This window comes from Mycobacterium sp. SMC-13, from assembly GCF_045311035.1.
Lineage (GTDB): Bacteria > Actinomycetota > Actinomycetes > Mycobacteriales > Mycobacteriaceae > Mycobacterium.
On sequence record NZ_JBJIAI010000001.1, the window covers coordinates 67,982 to 84,729 of the forward strand.

The window sequence follows — 16,748 nt, forward strand, 5'->3', positions numbered from 1 at the left end:
TGCTCTTGCCCTTCCCCGTGTCAGCCCCCTCCCCGCGAGCGGCCGTGTCTGTACGCCGACACGCCGTGTTTGGTGTGCACATTCGTGCCGCTCGTGGCCGGCGAGCGTGCGCGTCATGACCACCGAGGTCACCGGTCGTCGCATCGCGGGACTCGCTTTTCCCGCCCTCGGGGTGCTCGCCGCCGAACCGATCTACCTCCTGCTGGACACCGCGGTCGTCGGCAGGCTCGGCGCACTGCCCTTGGCAGGTCTGGCGGTCGGCGGCCTGATCCTCAGCCTCGTCGGGTCGCAGCTGACGTTCCTGTCGTACGGCACGACGTCGCGGTCGGCCCGGAGCTTCGGCGCCGGTGACCGCGCCGGTGCGGTCGGGGAGGGCGTGCAGGCCACGTGGCTGGCGCTCGCCCTGGGCGTGCTGATCGTCGTGGTCGTGCAGGCGCTGGCGCCCTTTCTGCTGACGGCCATCGCCGGGTCTCGGGGCGGCATCGCCGAGACCGCGCTGCCGTGGCTGCGCGTCGCGATCCTGGCCGTACCCGCGATCCTGATGTCCATGGCCGGCAACGGCTGGTTGCGGGGAGTGCAGGACACCGTCCGGCCGCTGCGGTATGTGCTTGTCGGCGTGGGTATTTCAGCGGTGCTGTGTCCGATGCTGGTCTTCGGGTGGTTGGGACTGCCGCGGCTGGGCCTGACCGGTTCGGCGGTTGCGAACCTCGTGGGGCAGTGGATCGCCGCGGCGTTGTTCGGGTATGCCCTGCTGTCCGAACGGGTTTCGCTGCGCCTGCGGCGCGACGTGCTGCGCGCGCAACTGACCATGGGCCGCGACCTGGTGCTGCGGTCCCTGGCCTTCCAGGTGTGTTTCCTGTCTGCCGGCGCGGTCGCGGCCCGGTTCGGTGCGGCCGCCGTCGCCGCCCACCAGGTGGTGCTGCAGCTGTGGAATTTCCTTGCGCTGGTGCTGGATTCGCTGGCCATCGCGGCGCAGTCACTCGTCGGCGCGGCCCTCGGGGCGGGGGAGCCGGCGCATGCCAAGACGGTGGCGCGGCGGGTGACGGTCTATTCGGCCGCCGCGGCGACGGTGCTGGCGGCGGTGTTCGCAGTGGGCTCCGGTGTGCTGCCGGCAGTGTTCACCGCCGACCATGCGGTGCGGGACCAGATCGGCATCCCGTGGTGGTTCATGGTGGCCCAATTGCCCATCGCCGGAGTCGTTTTCGCGCTCGACGGGGTGCTGCTCGGTGCCGGTGACGCGAAGTTCATGCGCAACGCCACGCTGATCAGCGGACTCGTCGGCTTCCTGCCGCTGATCTGGCTGTCGCTGGCGTTCGGCTGGGGGCTGGCCGGCATCTGGTCCGGGCTGAGCACGTTCCTGGTGTTGCGACTCGTCTTCGTCGGCTGGCGCGCGTTGTCCGGCCGCTGGGCGTGAGCAGGTCGCCCGAAGGCGTCGTCCCCCACCTCTCGAGAGCGGCCGTGTCTGCACCCGACACGCCGTGGTTCCCGTACAAGAACGTCCCGCTCATCGCCGGTGAGCGGGACGTTCTTGTACAGCTGGAGCGGCGTGTCGGCGTACAGACACGGCCGCTCGCGGGAGATTGACTAGACCTGGGTGCGGCCACGCGCCATGACGGCGTCGCGGTTGGCGGCGATGTCGTTGCCTACTGCGCTGTTCCAGGCCCGGGCTGACGCGGCTTCGATCCACAGCCCGGCGTCGGTCTGCGAGCCGTCGATCTTGTGGTACGAGTCCAGCAGCGCGCGCACGGCGTTCTGGTTGTTGCCGACGATCGAGGCGGCGACGCGCCGCGCGGTCGGGAGTAGCTCGTCGTGCGGTACCACCTCGGTGACCAGCCCGGCGCGCAGCGCCTCGGTCGCCGACAGGTAATCGCCGGTCAGGCTCATCCGGCGGGCCAGGCCGACACCGGCCTTCTGCGGCAGCCGCACACTCAGGCCCCAGGTCGGCAGCAGTCCGACGCGGGCGTGGGTGTCGGCGAACTTGGCGTTCTCCGAGGCGATCAGGATGTCGCAGTACAGCGCCAGTTCCAGGCCGCCAGTGACGGCTGCGCCGTTGATGGCGCCGATGACGGGCTTGGTCATGTTGGGCCACTTCGGCGAGATGTCCGGCAGGTCCGCGCCTTCGCCGAGTTCCTTGAGGTCCAGACCGGCGCAGAACACCGGGTCGGCGCCCGTCAGGATCACCACGTCGACGTCCGGGTCGGCCTCGGCCTGGCGCAGCGCGCCGTAGAAGGCATCGCGCAGCTCGTAGGACAGCGCGTTCCGGGACTTCGGCCGGTTCAGCGTCAGGGTGCGAACCCGGTCGGTGGTGTCGATCAGTAGGACGTCGGTCACGTTGGCTCCTTGCGTTGCGGTCACCCACCGACACCGTAACTTGCGGCCTGAACGCGCCTATCGTGGAGGCCATGTGCCGCAACATCACCGAACTGCGTGGCCTGGAGCCGGCCGCCACGGCCGAGGAGATCGAGGCCGCCGCGCGTCAGTACATCCGCAAGGTCAGCGGGATCACCCGTCCCACCGCCGCCAACGTCGACGCCTTCGAAGCCGCGGTCGCCGAGGTCACGGCCGTCACGGAGAGGCTGCTGAACCAGCTGCCGGCTCGGCGGCAGCCGCCCAAGACGGTGCCGCCGCTGCGGCGGCCCGAGGTGCAGGCGAGGCTGGCCACCAAGTGAATTCGCCCGCGCTCAAGGAGTGGGGCGCGGCGGTACAGGCGCTGCTCGACGGTCGCCAGACGGTGCTGCTGCGCAAGGGTGGTATCGGCGAGAAGCGTTTCGAGGTATCGGCACCGGAGTTCGTGTTCTTCCCGACGGTCGAGCACAGCCACGCGGCGCGGGTCCGGCCCGAGTTCACCGATCTGCTCGAACGGGCGGCGGGGGACAGCACCGACACTGAGGTGGTACTGCGCGGCGGCGCGAAAGTCGTTGCCGCCGTGGCGGTGGAGCGTCCGGGGCAGCTGGACGCCATCGCCGATCTGCACATCTGGACGGCGGAATCCGTACAGAGTGACCGGCTCGATTTCCGGCCCCGCCACCGGCTGACGGTCCTGGTGGTGCAGGCCAAACCGCTCGTGGCGTCGGTACGGCTGCCGCGCACCCCGGACTACGCCGGGTGCCGCAGCTGGGTGGACCTGCCCGTCACGCCCGAGTGGGGCCCGCCGGTGTACGACGACGCGGCGCTGGCTGCCATTGCCGAGCGGGTGCGCGACTCAGTCGGCTGATAACGCGACCTTCGGCAACAGCAACCGGGACACTCCGCCCGCGCCGTGGTGGACCGTGTGCGTGGCCGGCACCATGCGCTCGCCGGAGACGACGGGCTCGCCGGTACCGAGATTCCGGTCGTAGCGCGGGTGGCAACCGCCCGCGACGATCACCCGCAGCCGGGACCCGGCCGGGATCCGGTGTGCGACGGCATCGAGCTCGAGCCGGAGGGTCTCGGGTTCGTCGGAAAGTGTTGTGAGCCTGCGGAATCCATCGCTGACGTTGGTGGACTTGCCCTTTGCGTCGACCACGCTGAGCCGGACGAAGATGTCCCGGTTGGGGTTGTCGCACGACTGGGTCAGCTCGATCACCGGATTGCCGACCAGGTACAGGTCTTCGGTCAGCGGCTCACCGGTGAAGTCGACGACGTCGGGCCGCCGGCTGAGCGCGGAATCCTCCTGATAGCCCGCGGCCGACGACAGCAGCCGGCCGCCCAGCGTGGGTGTCGGCGCCGCGGGATCGAAGGTGAATCGCGACGGACGTGCGGTATCGGCGGGCGCGGTCGTGCCGAGCCGGTGCGCCGGCTGCAGGTAGAGCTCGAGTTCGGTGGCGGCCGGTGGCCAGTCCGGCATGGTCAGCCAGCCCTGCCCGTTGACCTCGACGCGGACGGCGGCCCGTTCGGACGCCGGGGTGCGCTCGGCGAGGTGGGTGTCGAGCCAGGCCAGCGATTCGCGCAGCACCGTGGCGCCGCCGCGGGTCATGACCTGGGTGTGGGTCCACGATCCGATGGTGACCGCGGTCGGTACGCCGCGCGACTTCAGGCGCTGGAACTGCGTCAGGGTCTGCTCCAGGAACAGGTCCTGCCAGCCACCGATGAGCAGCACCGGCACGTCGACCTTGTCGAGCGTGTCGGCGAGGGCCATGTTCTCCCAGAACGGGTCGGCGCCGTCGGGGTGGCTCAGCCAGGATTCGTACCAGGTCGCTCCGGAACGCAGCAGCCGGCGGCCGGCCGCCCCGGCGGGTACCTGCGTGTGGGTGCGGGCGACCAGGCGGGGCGCCCGGAACCGCCGCAGCAGCACGGCGAGCGGTCGCTCTTCCTGGTGCGCCATCATGTCGCTCCAGCCGAGGAAGTTGTCGAGCGTGAAAGCGCCGGTACCCCAAGTTGATTCGGCGAAGTCGTGGGGGCCGACCATGACGATCGCGGCCTTGAGCTCGGGCGGGGGATCGGTGAGCAATGCCCACTGCGTGAAGCCCAGGTACGACAACCCGATCGTCGCGAACGACCCGGTGAACCACGGCTGGTCGCGCAGCCAGGCGGCGGTGTCCACGGCGTCCGCGATCTCGTTGACCATCGGTTCGAAGTCGCCACCGGAGCCGAACGTGCCGCGCACACTCTGCAGCAGCACGTGGTAGCCGCGCCGGGCATACGTCGCGCCGAACACCGGGCCGAACGGGAAGCCGCGGCCGTAGGGACACCGCACCAGCAGGGTGCCCTTCGCGGTGCCGGTGGGCGCGTAGTGGCTGCCGACGAGTTCGACGCCGTCGCGCATCGGGGTGGTGACGCGGCTGACGGTGTAGTCCGTCGTCGGGGGTGGGACGTCGAGGGCGCGGCTCAGCAACCGGGAGCCGAGATGGGCGATTCGGGAGCTCACCCTTCGGATGGTACCGATCCGTACCGTTCGGTGCCGTCCGCAAGCTCGGCGGGCGACCCGAAATCAGAACTTGTAGAACGGCACCAGCTGGTTGGCGCGCTGCAGGTTGGTCTGCAGGCAGTCGGGGCGGTCCGGCGACTCGATCGGTGAGTAGAACAGCGACTGGTTGATCAGGCCGTAGCTGGTCTTGAAGGTGATCATGCAGGTCACCCACCACCGGTCATTCCAGTCGGTCGGCTTCATGATCCAGTACTGCGCGGCGCGGTGTCCGGCGATGTTCAGCTCGACGGCGTCGGCCGGCAGCGTCTGCTCGTAGGTGCGCCACACGATCGGCTCGACGGCCATCTGGTAGTTACCGGCGTCGTAGTGGCAGCGCAGGCCGTCTTCGTGGTCGGGCGGGGTGAAGCCCAGGCCCATGGCGTTGATGGCGTCGAGCGGAATCTGGTCGCACGGGTCGAATGGGCTCGGGTTCGTCGTGGCGATGATCGGCGACTTGATGGTGCTGCTGAGCGGGGCGGAGGTGGAGCGCAGCTCGACGTTGTCGCCGCCGGTCGGTGACACCGGGTTGGTCTGTGTGACCACCACGCCTGCCGTCAGAAGCGCACACAGCGCCGACACGAGCCGCAGTTTCCCGGCCATCGCTGCCATGACACCCCTTAGATCCGAGCAATACTGCGGGGAGTCTACAAGTCGCCTGCGTCACACCGGACAGGATGGGAGAACCTGTTCTAGTTTCTCCCGCTGCGCGGGACGGTTGGCACTCCAGCGGGCGTTGCTGTCGCCCAAGTAGGCTGGATTTTTGTGTCGACCCAGCCGACCCTTTGGGCAATCAGTGACCTGCACATCGGGCATACCGGAAACAAGCCGGTCACCGAGTCGCTGCACCCGGCCTCGCCCGACGACTGGCTGATCGTCGCCGGCGATGTCGCCGAGCGCACCGACGACATCCGGTGGTCCCTGGACCTGCTGCGCAAGCGTTTCGCCAAGGTCATCTGGGTGCCCGGCAACCACGAACTGTGGACCACCAACAAGGACCCGATGCAGATCTTCGGGAAGGCCCGCTACGACTACCTGGTCGACATGTGCGACCAGATGGGCATCGTGACCCCCGAGCACCCGTTCCCGGTCTGGACCGGCCCCGGCGGCGCGGCGACGATCGTGCCGATGTTCCTGCTGTACGACTACAGCTTCCTGCCCGCGGGCACGGCGACGAAGGCCGAGGGGCTCGCGCTGGCCAAGGAGCGCAACGTCGTCGGCACCGACGAGTTCCTGCTGTCGAGCGAGCCGTACGCCACCCGGGACGCGTGGTGCCGGGACCGGCTGAACGTCACCCGCAAGAGGCTCGACGACCTGGACTGGATGGAGTCGACGGTCCTGGTCAACCACTTCCCGCTGGTGCGCGAACCGTGCGATGCCATGTTCTATCCGGAGTTCTCGCTGTGGTGCGGCACCACCGCGACCAAGGACTGGCACACCCGCTACAACGCCATCTGCTCGGTATACGGCCACCTGCACATCCCGCGCACCACCTACTACGACGGGGTGCGGTTCGAGGAAGTGTCGGTCGGCTATCCGCGAGAGTGGCGGCGCCGCAAGCCTTATCGGTGGATGCGCCAAATCCTGCCGGACCCCCAGTACCCACCCGGCTACCTCAACGACTTCGGCGGCCACTTCGAGATCACCCAGGAAATGCGGGAGCACGCGCAGAAGATGCAGGACCGGATCAATTCGAGGCGGTTGTGATGAGCGACGCCCTGTTATCGCAGGTGCTGCCCGACGTGGTGGCCACCGCCGAGACGTATTCGGACCCGGCCGATCTCGTTCCACTGCCGGAGGAAGAGCCCCTGATCGCGCGTTCGGTGGCCAAACGGCGCAACGAGTTCATCACCGTGCGGCACTGCGCCCGTGAGGCGTTGAGCAAGCTCGATGTCGGCCCGGTCCCGATCCTCAAGGGGGACAAGGGTGAACCGTGCTGGCCCGACGGCATCGTCGGCAGCCTCACGCACTGCGAGGGCTTCCGTGGCGCCGTGGTGGCTCGCGCCGCCGACGTGCGGTCTGTCGGTATCGATGCCGAACCGCACGGCGTGCTGCCCAAGGGCGTGCTGGGCGCGGTCGCGTTGCCTGCCGAGCAGGACGCCGTGACGACGCTGGAGGGTGACCTCCACTGGGATCGAATCCTGTTCTGCGCCAAGGAGGCGACGTACAAGGCCTGGTTCCCGCTGACCCACCGCTGGCTGGGTTTCGAGGACGCGCACATCACCTTCGAGCTGGACCCGTCGGGGACCTCGGGCACGTTCCTGTCGCGCATCCTGATCGACCCGTCCGCCGAGTCCGGGCCGCCGCTGACCGAACTGCCCGGGCGCTTCACCGTGTCCAACGGCCTTGTCCTGACGGCGATCTCGCTGTGAAAGCTGCATCGAAGCCCGCCCCGCCGCCGGGTCTGGTGATCGTCGACAAGCCCGCCGGGATGACGAGCCACGATGTCGTCGGCCGGTGCCGGCGACTGTTCGGGACCCGCAAGGTCGGGCATGCCGGCACGTTGGACCCGATGGCCACCGGCGTGCTGGTGGTCGGCATCGAACGGGCCACCAAGATCCTCGGGCTGCTGACCGCCACCGACAAGCAGTACATCGCGACCATCCGGCTCGGCCAGACCACGTCGACCGAAGACGCCGAAGGCGAAGTGCTGGAGACGGTTTCGGCCGCGCATGTGACCGACGACAAGATCGAGTCGGCGGTCGCGGCATTGCGGGGCGAGATCGACCAGGTGCCCTCGGCCGTCAGTGCCATCAAGGTCGACGGCGAGCGCGCGTACAAGCTGGTGCGTGAGGGCAAGGCGCCGGAACTGGCGGCCCGCCGGGTGCGCATCGAACGCTTCACGGTGGACGCGGTCCGTCGCGTCGAGGAGTTCGTCGACGTGGACGTCACCGTGGACTGCTCGTCGGGCACCTACATCCGGGCGCTGGCCCGCGACGTCGGCGCCGCGCTCGGCGTCGGTGGACACCTGACGGCATTGCGGCGCACCAAGGTTGGTCGCTACGGGCTTGACGAGGCGCGCACGCTGGAACAGTTGAACGATGCGGCCGAACTGAGCTACTCGCTGGACGCCGCGTGCCTGCTCGGGTTCCCCCGGCGCGACCTGACCGACGACGAGACCGAGGACACCCGGCATGGCCGGGCCCTGAAGCCGGCCGGCATGGACGGGACCTACGCCGCCACCGCACCCGACGGGCGGGTCATCGCGCTGTTGGAAGACGGGCCCAAGCGCACCAGCAGCGTCGTCGTCCTGCGCCCGGCGACGCTGTAGCGGTGGCGCATTCCGATCCACGAAAGCCGCCTTTGACCGGTCGAGCCCGGCCGGTCATCGGACGTGCTCCAGGTCATTGCGCGACAGATCGTGGAGTCATCTGAGCTGCCCGGAACTCGAGTGGTGTGACACCCGCGCGATGCCGGAAGAACCGAGTGAATGTGGTCGGTTCAGGGAAGCCCACGGCGCGGCCGACGGCTTGCACCGATGCGGTGTCGTGGACGAGCAGGCGTTTGGCCTCGAGTAACGCTCGCTGATCGACGAGCTGTTTGACCGTCAGGCCGGTGTTGCGTAATGCGCTGCGATTGATCGTGCGCGCCGAGTAGCCCAGTTGCCGGGCGTAGTCGCCGGTGTTCCTCGTGGAGGCAAAGTTGGCGTCGATCGCCGCGGTCAGAGCGCTGAAAAGGTCTTCTGACGTTCCATGTGCAGCGTTCTCCACCGGATCGGCGAGGGCAAGTTCGACTACCAGCATGCCCAGCATCCGGGCCAGGAGTTCTTCCTGCATGCTCGGTGGCAGTGAACGTGCTGCGGTTTCGATGAGGTCGTCGAGGCGGCGGCGGGCAGGAGACGCGTGCACAGCCGCCCGGGACCACAAAGACCGCGGTTGAACTGATCCACTCAGCGCGCGCGCTCGCTCGTCAAGCCGGGTGGGTTGAAATAGCACGATGGTCGCGGCGACATCCGCGTAGTCGATGGCCTTCAGCGTGTGTGACGCGATAACGGCGGACGACTGCCATTCCTGGACCTGGCCGGCACGCACCCAGAGCACGTCTCCCGGACTCAGCACGTACTCGACGAAATCCACGGTGTGGCGAAATGTTCCCGCGTCGCACACCACCAGCAGATCGAAGTCCACTCGCTGAGGCCGCAAGAACTGATCCGTCATCGGCCGGGCACGTAACCGCAATTCGCTGAGAGACATCACTTCGATCGAAAGCCGACTCGTCGAGTAACGGACGTTCAAGATGCTCGAATGTCCAATTTTGTTCATCGTATGACCTCGAATCACCATGACAATGCCTTCGGTGGGCCCAAGGATAGGTTCAATATCGTTGTCACAGATTGAGGATCCATGAACTATCCGTCGCTCGCCGTCACCGGATCGACCGGTCATCTCGGCGGGATCGTCGCTCGTCGGCTCGCGAACGAAGGGGCTGCGCTGCGGCTGCTCTCCCGCAATCCGCAGAAGGCTCCCGCACTCGGGGGTGCAGTAGCGGTCCAGAGCTCATATGCCGACGACGACGTCACGCGTGCCAGTTTGGTCGGCGTCGATGTTCTGTTCATGGTGTCGGGCGCCGAGAAGGCCGACCGCCTCGACCAGCATCGGGCGTTCATCGATGCGGCGGTCTCCGCCGGCGTCCGTCACATCGTCTACACCTCGTTCGCCGGCGCAGCGAGTGATGCCGTCTTCACGTTGGCGCGTGACCACTGGGGCACCGAGCAGTACATCCGCGCCAGCGGTATGTCGTATACGTTTCTTCGGAACAACTTTTACGCAGACGTGCTCCCGGAGTTCGTGGGTGAGGACGACGTCCTGCGAGGTCCCGCCGGAGACGGGCGGCTGGCTCCTGTCACGCGTGCTGACGTAGCTCGTGTTGCCGCAACTGTGGTCAAAGAGCCGGCCGCACACGCCGACGCGACCTATACCCTCACAGGTCCGGAAGCACTGACGTTGACTGAGGTCACCCGGATCATCTCTGAGGTCTCGGGACGCTCGGTGACCTACCACAATGAGACGATAGAAGAAGCCTATGCGTCACGCCGACGACTCTGGAACGTTCCACAGTGGCAGTACGACGCCTGGGTATCGACCTACACTGCAATCGCCGCCGGCGATCTCGCCGACGTCACCAACGACGTCCGCGCGGTGACCGGACATGCTCCCGAGAGTCTGCGCCAGTACCTGCAGTCTCGAACGTGAGACGAAAGTCGTTCTCTCGCAGGTGCAGTCAAAGTCGGTGCCAGCCGAATGCCGAGGCGCTTCTCGTGGAGCCGGGTTCGCCGTCGAGTAGGCACTGAGCAGGCGGCTCGCCGTGTTGCCCAGCGGCACATTTACATACCGATTCGCATCGTTTATCGTCCGGGCTGGATCTGCGTCCACGTAAGATGCAACGCGTGACTGCAGGTGTGGAGGGGCAGGCCAAGCGCCGTACCCAGGCTGAGCGCAGTGCCGCAATGCGCACCCGCCTGCTCGACGCCACAGTCGAATGCCTGGTCACCTACGGATATTCCGGAACCACGACGCAACGGGTCGCGGAGATCGCCGGCGTGACGCGTGGGGCGCAGGTTCACCATTTCCGCTCCAAGGAAGACCTGGTGGCAGCCGCGGTCGAGCACCTGGCCGAGCAGCGGGTGCAGGCCGCCGTCCGCGACCTCGGGCGGGTGCAAAGCAACCCTGACCCGGTTTCCACGATGCTCGACTACCTCTGGGAATCGCATCAGGGGCCGGTCTTTTTTGCGACGCTCGAACTCTGGGTGGCGGCGCGTACCGATCCGGGTCTGGCCGAGCACATCGACCGCGTCGAACCCATTGTCACCAGCGCATTGGTCAGCGCGCTGGCGCAGCTGGTTCCGAATCGGGCCGCGCAGAAGGACTTGCGCGACTTGGCGTTCACCGCCATGGACGCGCTGCGGGGGATTCTGCTCTCGAGCTTTGTGGACCGGGACACAGATCGGGCCAGAAAGCGCTGGAACCGGGTGTGCGGCCAGCTGCACGGCATGTTTGTCGAAGCTCTCGACGGGAACGCCGTCAACTCCGAAATAACCTCCTAAGTAACACTTTTCGCCGTGTCGCGGCGGCAAACTCGGTTGGTTTGCCGCCACCTTTCGCTACCCTCTTGTAAAGATACAAACAGGTTGGTATGTTTCTGTCACCGCACAGAAAGAGAGGGTTCATGCCCAACAAGGTGTATGTGATCGGCGTCGGCATGACGAAGTTCGAGAAGCCCGGCGCTCGGCTCAATCCGGACGGGTCACCCTGGGACTACCCCGACATGGCACGCGAGTCCGGCTCAAAAGCATTGGCAGACGCGGGAATTGACTACCGTGAGATTCAAGAGGCGTACGTCGGCTATGTGTACGGGGAGTCGACGTCGGGTCAGCGGGCGGTCTACGAACTCGGCATGACGGGCATCCCGGTCGTCAACGTCAACAACAACTGCTCGACGGGCTCCACCGCGCTGTATCTCGCGGCACGGGCGGTGCGCAGCGGTCTGGCGGACTGCGCCCTGGCGCTCGGGTTCGAGAAGATGCAGCCCGGATCGCTCGGTTCGACCTACGACGATCGCGAGCAGCCCATGGCCAAGCACATCATGGCCATGGCCGAGATCTCCGAGGTGCTGTTCCCGCCGGCGCCGTGGATGTTCGGCGCGGCCGGTCGCGAGCACATGAAGCAATATGGTTCCACCGCTGAGCATTTCGCCAAGATCGGCTACAAGAACCACAAGCACTCGGTCAACAACCCGTACGCGCAGTTCCAGGACGAATACAGCCTCGAGGACATCCTGGGCGCGCGGATGATCTACGACCCGCTGACCAAGCTGCAGTGCTCGCCGACGTCCGACGGCTCCGGTGCGGCGATCCTGGCGAGTGAGGCGTTCGTCGACAAGCACGGACTGGCCGACCGCGCGGTGGAGATCGTCGGACAGGCGATGACCACCGACTTCGACAACAGCTTCGACGGCACCTGTAAGGCGCTGATCGGCTACCACATGAACGTCGCTGCCGCGCAACAGGTTTACGAACAGGCCGGCCTGGGCGCCGAGGACTTCCAGGTGATCGAGCTGCACGACTGCTTCAGCGCCAACGAACTGCTGCTATACGAAGCGCTGGGGCTGTGCGGCGAAGGTGAGGCCGCGAAGCTGGTCGACAACGGCGACACCACCTACGGCGGACGTTGGGTGGTCAACCCGTCGGGTGGGCTCATCTCGAAGGGTCATCCGCTGGGCGCCACGGGCCTCGCGCAATGTGCCGAACTGACCTGGCAGCTGCGCGGCACCGCCGACAAGCGTCAGGTCGAGAACGTCACGGCCGCGCTGCAGCACAACATCGGCCTGGGCGGGGCGGCCGTCGTCACCGCCTACCAGCGCGCCGAGCGCTGAACCGAAACATCAACGAACACAACACAACCGATCAGCAAGAACTAGGAGTACAACCATGGGACACATCGAAGCCACCAAGCAGCTGTCGGCCAGCCCGGAGGCGCTGTGGTCGATCGTTTCGGATCTCTCCACCTGGGACAAGTGGTTCACCGTCCACGAGAAGTGGCTGAGCGACGTACCGGCGACCGTCACCCCGGGCACCACGCTGACCGCGAAGATCGTCATGCTCGGTATGGCCAACAAGATCGAATGGACGATCCAGAAGATGGACGCCCCGACCTCGTTCGCGTTGTCCGGAACCGGCATGGCGGGCGTGAAGGCGCTCTTCGAGTTCACGGTGACGCCGTCTGGTGACGGTTCGGAGTTCAAGGTGGCCGGCGATTTCGAGGGTGCGCTGGTGAAGGGCGCGCTGGCCAAGGCCGTGGAGAAGGACGGCGCCAAGCAGCTCGACAAGACGCTCGAGCAGCTCGATGCCCTCGCCACGGCGGCGGTCTGACGTGGTGGAGCCGGTAACCGAGTTCGACAACTCGGGACTGAATGTCTGGGCTGACCCGGAGACCTTCGAGGTCACCCGGGAAGGAATCGCCGAGTACGCCGCGGCGACAAACGACCCCATCGAGGCGCACCGCAGCGGTGATATCGCGCCGCCGGTGTTCGCCATCGTGCCCGCGTTCGACGCGCTGATGGGACCCGTGATCGACGTCGTCCCGATCGAGATCTTCGGTCGAATCGTCCACGGCGAACAGGATTTTCACTTCCATCGTCCGATCCGTCCGGGAGACAAGCTGACGTCACGGGCCCGGGTGATCGGGTACGACACCGTGGATTCGGGCGCGCGGGTGTCGATTCACCTGGAGTCCCGTGCGCAGGACGGTGAGCTGGTCAACGAGCAATACCTGATCGGTTTCTTCCGCGGTGTCAACGCCGGCGAGGCGGTCGGAGAACAAGTGCCCAACCACAAGTTCGACACTGCGCTGCGCGACGGAGCACCGTTGGCCAAGGTCGTGCAGCACGTCGATGCCGACCAGACGTTCCGATACGCGCCGGCTTCCGGGGACCCGATGCCGATCCACCTGGAGGAAGAGGTGGCCAGGGACGCCGGGCTGCCGGGCATCATCGCGCACGGTCTGTGCACCATGGCGTTCACCTCATGGGCGTTGCTCACCGAGGTCGGGGGATCGGATGTGAACCGGCTCAAGAGATTTGCCGTCCGGTTCTCGAAGATGGTCTTTCCCGGAGATGACCTGGAGACCCGAATCTGGAAGGCCGGTCGCGGCAGTCACACGACGCGGTACGCGTTCGAGACGGTGCGAAGCGGCAGCGCCGGCGAGGAATTCGCCATCACCGACGGCCTGGCCGTCTTCGCCGACTAGTTGACTTGAAAGGACTTCAGACATGGGAGCTTTGGCAGGACGGATCGCCGTCATCACCGGCGCCGGGCGCGGCATCGGCCGCGAACACGCGCTGCTGTTCGCGCGAGAGGGGGCCAGCGTCGTCGTCAACGACCTCGGCGGGAGCAACTCCGGTGAGGGCGCCGATGCCGGCCCGGCACAGGAAGTGGTCGACGAGATCGTCGCCGCCGGCGGAACAGCCGTCGCCAACACCGACAACATCGCCAGCTGGGCGGGCGCGGCCGGTCTGATCGATCAGGCGGTCAGCGAGTTCGGTGGTCTCGACATCGTGGTCAACAACGCCGGGATTCTGCGTGACGGTTTCATCCCGACGCTCGAGGAATCACAGTGGGACGCTGTGGTTTCGGTGCACCTCAAGGGCCACTTCTCGGTGCTCCGGCACGCCGCCGCCTACTGGAAGGCGCAGAGCAAGGCCGGTAACCAGCCGAACGCCTCGGTCATCAACACGGCATCGGGGTCGGGCCTGACCATCCCCAACGCGGGCCAGGCGAACTACGGCGCGGCCAAGGCGGGTATCGCGGCGTTGACGTTGGTGGCGGCGGAAGAACTCGAGCGCTATGGCGTGCGGGCCAACGCCATCGCCCCCATCGCGCGCACCCGGCTCACGCTCGCCACCCCGGGCATGGGTGCCCTGATGGCCGAACCCGATGAGGGCGAGGTCGACCTGTTCAGCCCGGCGAACATCTCGCCGCTGGTCGCCTACCTGGCGACCGAGAAATGCCCCGTCACCGGAAAGGTTTTCGCGGTGCAGGGCGGTGCGATTTCCGAACTCGGCGGCTGGCACGACGTGTCGACCATCGAGACCGACGGCCTGTGGGAGATCGACGACATCGCGGCGAGGTTGTCATGATCGAGTGGTCTGAATCCGATGAACTCATTCGCGAGAGTGTCCGCGAGTTCATCGACAAGGAGATCGAGCCGCACCGGGACGGATTGGAGCGCGGCGAGATATCGCCGTATCCGGTCGTGCGGAAACTGTTCAGCGAGTTCGGACTTGACGCGGTGGCCGCGGAAGCGGTCAAGACCATGCTGGAGAAGGAGCGGGCGAAGGCCGCCGCGGTGGCTGCGGGGGAGCCGAAGCGGGAGAAGCGCGCGGGCTCGTCCGCCGGCATGGGCGATCTCGGTGGGCAGATGTCGATGGCCGCGGTGCTGGTGTCCGAGATCGCCGGGGTCAGTATCGGTCTGCTGAGCACCGTCGGTGTCAGCCTGGGATTGGGTGCGGCCACCATCGCCAGCCGCGGCACCTTGGCGCAGAAGGAGCGCTGGCTGCCCGAGCTGGTGACGCTGGAGAAGATCGCGTGCTGGGCGATCACCGAGCCGGATGCCGGCTCAGATGCGTTCGGCGGCATGAAGACCTACGTCAAGCGTGATGGGGCCGACTACATCCTCAACGGCCAGAAGACGTTCATCACCAACGGCCCCGATGCCGACGTGCTGATCGTGTACGCCAAGCTGGATGAAGGCGATCCCGATGCCGATCGCCGCAACCGCAAGGTGCTGACGTTCGTCCTCGAGGCGGGGATGCCGGGGCTGACGCAGGGCAGGGCCTTCAAGAAGATGGGCATGATGTCCTCGCCGACGGGCGAGCTGTTCTTCGACAACGTGCGCATCACGCCGGACCGTCTGCTCGGCGAGACCGAAGATCACGGCGGCGGCGACGGGCGGGAAAGCGCCCGGGCGAATTTCGTCGCCGAACGGCTCGGCGTCGCGCTGATGGCGTTGGGCATCATCAACGAATGCCACCGGCGTTGCCTCGACTACGCCAGGACCCGCACGCTCTGGGGCCAGAACATCGGGCAGTTCCAGCTGATCCAGCTCAAGCTGGCCAAGATGGAGATCGCCCGAATCAACGTGCAGAACATGGTGTTCCAGACGCTGGAGAAGGTGCAGGCCGGGAAGATTCCGTCGCTGTCGGAGGCGTCCGCGGTCAAGCTGTACTCGTCGGAGGTCGCGACCGAGGTGGCCATGGACGCCGTGCAACTGTTCGGTGGCAACGGTTACATGGCCGAGTACCGCGTCGAACAACTTGCCCGGGATGCCAAGTCGCTGATGATCTATGCGGGCAGCAATGAGGTCCAGGTGACCCACATTGCGAAGGGGCTGCTCGCCGGATGAGACCCGCGGCCCCACTCACCATGATGGCGATTGTCGATCGGATGACTGCGAACTCGGCTGCACGCATGACTTTCGGTGTCGCCCTGCGGCTGCTGACCGCCAACCCGTGGTTGATCACCCGCCTGCGGCCGGCCGCGAACACCGCGATCGTCGGCCTCAGCCCCGTGGTCGCCGGAACCCGGGTCGAGCCGGTCGACGCGCCACTGCGTGGTGAGTGGGTCCGCGCTCCGGGCGCCCGCGACGACGCGGGCGTTGTGCTGGTACTCCACGGCAGCGGCTACCTGATCTGCTCACCGCGCACGCATCGCGGGTTCGCGTCGTACGTCTCGCAGCATTCGGGGCTGCCGGCCTTGGTCATCGGTTATCCGCTGGCCCCGGAGAACACCTTTCCCGCGGCCGAGGACGCGGCGATGGCCGCGTATCGGTGGCTACTGGTCCAGGGTTACGACCCACGCAAAGTCGTGATCGCCGGCGATTCGGCGGGCGGTCACCTCGCGGTGGCGACGGCCCTGCGGGCAAAGCGGGAAGGGCTACCGGCACCCGCGGCCCTGGCGTTGTGGGGCCCGTTGATCGACCCGGCCTACCGAGCGCCGATGGCTGACCCGAGGGTGCGCCGGCAGCCGTTCGATCCACGGGGAGCCGCCCGTGCCGTGGCGTTGTACGTGGGTGGCGCCGATATCGAGGACCCACGGCTGTGCCTGCTTAACGCTGACCTCGAGACCCTGCCGCCCATTCAGTTGCACTATGGCACAAGGGAAGTGATGCGTGCCGATGCCGAGGCGTTCGCTGCCCGGGTCGTGGCCGCCGGGGGCCACTGCGAGCAACGCGTCTGGCCGGGACTGGCGCACGCCTATTGGATGTTTCCGCGCAGCCGCGACGGAAGTCTGGACAGCATGACGGCAGGCGGTGAGTTTCTCCGGGCGGCCGTGACGCAGCCCGGCCAGCCCGTGGCACAGGACTGAAGGACG

At 67.0% G+C, this 16,748-nt stretch carries 19 protein-coding genes; 15 read left to right on the plus strand and 4 right to left on the minus strand.

From position 1 onward, the window contains the following. The first annotated feature begins 115 nt into the window (after positions 1–115). On the plus strand, positions 116–1,414 hold the full coding sequence (locus ACJH6I_RS00335; protein WP_406783529.1) for an MATE family efflux transporter: 1,299 nt from the start codon (positions 116–118) through the stop codon (positions 1,412–1,414). 44 nt (positions 1,415–1,458) lie between these two features. Further along, positions 1,459–1,584, plus strand: coding sequence for a hypothetical protein (locus ACJH6I_RS00340; RefSeq protein WP_406783530.1), 126 nt, complete (start codon positions 1,459–1,461; stop codon positions 1,582–1,584). Here ACJH6I_RS00340 and ACJH6I_RS00345 read toward each other — a convergent pair whose 3' ends face one another. Then, entirely contained in the window at positions 1,585–2,331 is a 747-nt protein-coding gene (locus ACJH6I_RS00345; protein ID WP_406783531.1) for an enoyl-CoA hydratase, read from the minus strand. A gap of 71 nt (positions 2,332–2,402) precedes the next feature. On the opposite strand from ACJH6I_RS00345, the gene ACJH6I_RS00350 reads away from it, so the two are divergent. Both ACJH6I_RS00350 and ACJH6I_RS00355 read left to right on the plus strand, forming a co-directional pair. Continuing rightward, the gene (locus tag ACJH6I_RS00350) at positions 2,403–2,669 is read left to right on the plus strand and encodes a DUF2277 domain-containing protein (RefSeq protein ID WP_406783532.1); all 267 of its coding nucleotides are present in this window, start codon (positions 2,403–2,405) and stop codon (positions 2,667–2,669) included. Continuing rightward, a complete protein-coding gene (locus ACJH6I_RS00355; RefSeq protein ID WP_406783533.1) occupies positions 2,666–3,214 on the plus strand; it encodes a DUF1802 family protein in 549 nt (182 codons plus the stop codon). The genes ACJH6I_RS00350 and ACJH6I_RS00355 overlap by 4 nt, the downstream gene beginning before the upstream one ends. Here the strand turns inward: ACJH6I_RS00355 and ACJH6I_RS00360 are convergent. Together ACJH6I_RS00360 and ACJH6I_RS00365 are read right to left on the minus strand one after the other, a co-directional pair. After that, entirely contained in the window at positions 3,203–4,846 is a 1,644-nt protein-coding gene (locus tag ACJH6I_RS00360) for a CocE/NonD family hydrolase (RefSeq protein ID WP_406783534.1), read from the minus strand. The genes ACJH6I_RS00355 and ACJH6I_RS00360 overlap by 12 nt on opposite strands. 63 nt (positions 4,847–4,909) lie before the next feature. Further along, positions 4,910–5,485, minus strand: coding sequence for a DUF3558 domain-containing protein (locus tag ACJH6I_RS00365; RefSeq protein WP_406783535.1), 576 nt, complete (start codon positions 5,483–5,485; stop codon positions 4,910–4,912). A gap of 156 nt (positions 5,486–5,641) precedes the next feature. On the opposite strand from ACJH6I_RS00365, the gene ACJH6I_RS00370 reads away from it, so the two are divergent. Genes ACJH6I_RS00370 through truB form a run of 3 tightly spaced genes read left to right on the plus strand, consistent with a single transcriptional unit; the run spans position 5,642 to position 8,153 of the window. After that, a complete protein-coding gene (locus tag ACJH6I_RS00370) occupies positions 5,642–6,589 on the plus strand; it encodes a metallophosphoesterase (protein ID WP_346414983.1) in 948 nt (315 codons plus the stop codon). After that, positions 6,589–7,254 carry a 4'-phosphopantetheinyl transferase gene (locus tag ACJH6I_RS00375; RefSeq protein ID WP_406783536.1) on the plus strand — a complete coding sequence of 222 codons (666 nt, stop codon included), beginning with the start codon at positions 6,589–6,591 and terminating at the stop codon, positions 7,252–7,254. Before ACJH6I_RS00370 ends, ACJH6I_RS00375 begins: the two co-directional genes overlap by 1 nt. Further along, complete coding sequence (truB, locus tag ACJH6I_RS00380; protein WP_406783537.1) at positions 7,251–8,153, plus strand: tRNA pseudouridine(55) synthase TruB; 903 nt, start codon at positions 7,251–7,253, stop codon at positions 8,151–8,153. Before ACJH6I_RS00375 ends, truB begins: the two co-directional genes overlap by 4 nt. Positions 8,154–8,226: 73 nt before the next feature. Here truB and ACJH6I_RS00385 read toward each other — a convergent pair whose 3' ends face one another. Then, complete coding sequence (locus tag ACJH6I_RS00385) at positions 8,227–9,165, minus strand: AraC family transcriptional regulator (RefSeq protein ID WP_406783538.1); 939 nt, start codon at positions 9,163–9,165, stop codon at positions 8,227–8,229. Positions 9,166–9,225: 60 nt separating this feature from the next. Between ACJH6I_RS00385 and ACJH6I_RS00390 the strand changes: the two genes are divergently transcribed. The 8 genes from ACJH6I_RS00390 (at position 9,226) to ACJH6I_RS00425 (ending at position 16,742) form a co-directional block, all read left to right on the plus strand. After that, positions 9,226–10,074 carry an SDR family oxidoreductase gene (locus ACJH6I_RS00390; protein ID WP_406783539.1) on the plus strand — a complete coding sequence of 283 codons (849 nt, stop codon included), beginning with the start codon at positions 9,226–9,228 and terminating at the stop codon, positions 10,072–10,074. 185 nt (positions 10,075–10,259) lie between these two features. Further along, a complete protein-coding gene (locus ACJH6I_RS00395; RefSeq protein ID WP_212811779.1) occupies positions 10,260–10,925 on the plus strand; it encodes a TetR/AcrR family transcriptional regulator in 666 nt (221 codons plus the stop codon). Positions 10,926–11,047: 122 nt separating this feature from the next. Further along, positions 11,048–12,253, plus strand: a complete 1,206-nt coding sequence (locus ACJH6I_RS00400; RefSeq protein WP_212811778.1) for a lipid-transfer protein — start codon at positions 11,048–11,050, stop codon at positions 12,251–12,253. A 55-nt stretch (positions 12,254–12,308) separates the two neighbouring features. Next, positions 12,309–12,749 carry an SRPBCC family protein gene (locus ACJH6I_RS00405; protein WP_212811777.1) on the plus strand — a complete coding sequence of 147 codons (441 nt, stop codon included), beginning with the start codon at positions 12,309–12,311 and terminating at the stop codon, positions 12,747–12,749. Beyond that, positions 12,724–13,626 (plus strand): MaoC/PaaZ C-terminal domain-containing protein, encoded by a 903-nt coding sequence (locus ACJH6I_RS00410; RefSeq protein WP_406783540.1) that lies wholly within the window; start codon positions 12,724–12,726, stop codon positions 13,624–13,626. The genes ACJH6I_RS00405 and ACJH6I_RS00410 overlap by 26 nt, the downstream gene beginning before the upstream one ends. Positions 13,627–13,648: 22 nt before the next feature. After that, on the plus strand, positions 13,649–14,515 hold the full coding sequence (locus tag ACJH6I_RS00415; RefSeq protein WP_318984340.1) for an SDR family oxidoreductase: 867 nt from the start codon (positions 13,649–13,651) through the stop codon (positions 14,513–14,515). Continuing rightward, complete coding sequence (locus ACJH6I_RS00420; RefSeq protein ID WP_318984341.1) at positions 14,512–15,780, plus strand: acyl-CoA dehydrogenase family protein; 1,269 nt, start codon at positions 14,512–14,514, stop codon at positions 15,778–15,780. Before ACJH6I_RS00415 ends, ACJH6I_RS00420 begins: the two co-directional genes overlap by 4 nt. Positions 15,781–15,845: 65 nt before the next feature. After that, a complete protein-coding gene (locus ACJH6I_RS00425; RefSeq protein ID WP_244881358.1) occupies positions 15,846–16,742 on the plus strand; it encodes an alpha/beta hydrolase in 897 nt (298 codons plus the stop codon). The last annotated feature ends 6 nt before the right edge of the window (positions 16,743–16,748 follow it).

Bases quoted from the DNA above. Each gene is read 5' to 3' on its own strand.
- ACJH6I_RS00420 (WP_318984341.1), top strand. From the start codon at position 14,512: ATGATCGAGTGGTCTGAATCCGATGAACTCATTCGCGAGAGTGTCCGC.
- ACJH6I_RS00335 (WP_406783529.1), top strand. From the start codon at position 116: ATGACCACCGAGGTCACCGGTCGTCGCATCGCGGGACTCGCTTTTCCC.
- ACJH6I_RS00350 (WP_406783532.1), top strand. From the start codon at position 2,403: ATGTGCCGCAACATCACCGAACTGCGTGGCCTGGAGCCGGCCGCCACG.
- ACJH6I_RS00385 (WP_406783538.1), bottom strand. From the start codon at position 9,165: ATGGTGATTCGAGGTCATACGATGAACAAAATTGGACATTCGAGCATC.
- ACJH6I_RS00415 (WP_318984340.1), top strand. From the start codon at position 13,649: ATGGGAGCTTTGGCAGGACGGATCGCCGTCATCACCGGCGCCGGGCGC.
- ACJH6I_RS00400 (WP_212811778.1), top strand. From the start codon at position 11,048: ATGCCCAACAAGGTGTATGTGATCGGCGTCGGCATGACGAAGTTCGAG.
- ACJH6I_RS00425 (WP_244881358.1), top strand. From the start codon at position 15,846: ATGACTTTCGGTGTCGCCCTGCGGCTGCTGACCGCCAACCCGTGGTTG.
- ACJH6I_RS00405 (WP_212811777.1), top strand. From the start codon at position 12,309: ATGGGACACATCGAAGCCACCAAGCAGCTGTCGGCCAGCCCGGAGGCG.
- ACJH6I_RS00390 (WP_406783539.1), top strand. From the start codon at position 9,226: ATGAACTATCCGTCGCTCGCCGTCACCGGATCGACCGGTCATCTCGGC.
- ACJH6I_RS00365 (WP_406783535.1), bottom strand. From the start codon at position 5,485: ATGGCCGGGAAACTGCGGCTCGTGTCGGCGCTGTGTGCGCTTCTGACG.
- ACJH6I_RS00395 (WP_212811779.1), top strand. From the start codon at position 10,260: ATGCAACGCGTGACTGCAGGTGTGGAGGGGCAGGCCAAGCGCCGTACC.
- ACJH6I_RS00410 (WP_406783540.1), top strand. From the start codon at position 12,724: ATGCCCTCGCCACGGCGGCGGTCTGACGTGGTGGAGCCGGTAACCGAG.
- ACJH6I_RS00375 (WP_406783536.1), top strand. From the start codon at position 6,589: ATGAGCGACGCCCTGTTATCGCAGGTGCTGCCCGACGTGGTGGCCACC.